Consider the following 545-nt stretch of genomic DNA (forward strand, 5'->3'; position numbering starts at 1 on the left):
ACTCCAGCGCCACCCGCCGCTTCGGCGGCACCGGCCTAGGCCTCATGATCTCCAAGAGCCTCGTCGAAATGCTCGGCGGCACCATGACCGTCGAGTCCGCGCCCGCCCGCGGCTCCACCTTCACCTTCACCCTCGCCACCGGGCCCCTCGCCGGCGTCTCCATGATCCACCCGGGCCGCGACCTCGAAGCACTCCGCATCGCCGACCCCGCCGCCCCCAGTGCGCGCAGCGCCGGCACCCTCGACGGACTCCAGATCCTCCTCGCCGAGGACGGCGCCGACAACCAACGCCTCATCGGGCACATGCTCGGCCGCGCGGGCGCCTCTGTCACCACCGTCGACAATGGCCGCAAGGCCGTCGAGGCCATCCGCGACGCCGCTCGGCCGGGCCGCTCCCCCTTCCACGTCGTCCTCATGGACATGCAGATGCCCGAGATGGACGGCTACTCCGCCGTACGCATCATCCGCTCGGAAGGTTATTCGCTCCCCATCATCGCCCTCACCGCCCACGCCATGCACGGCGACCGTGAGAAATGCCTCGACATC

The 545-nt window shown here is 70.3% G+C and carries 1 protein-coding gene; it reads left to right on the plus strand.

The window, feature by feature from the left end; translation table 11 throughout:
- On the plus strand, window positions 1–545 hold a 545-nt coding region (locus JNK74_29925), incomplete at both ends, for a response regulator (protein ID MBL7650389.1).

The organism is Candidatus Hydrogenedentota bacterium (genome assembly GCA_016791475.1).
Lineage (GTDB): Bacteria > Hydrogenedentota > Hydrogenedentia > Hydrogenedentales > JAEUWI01 > JAEUWI01.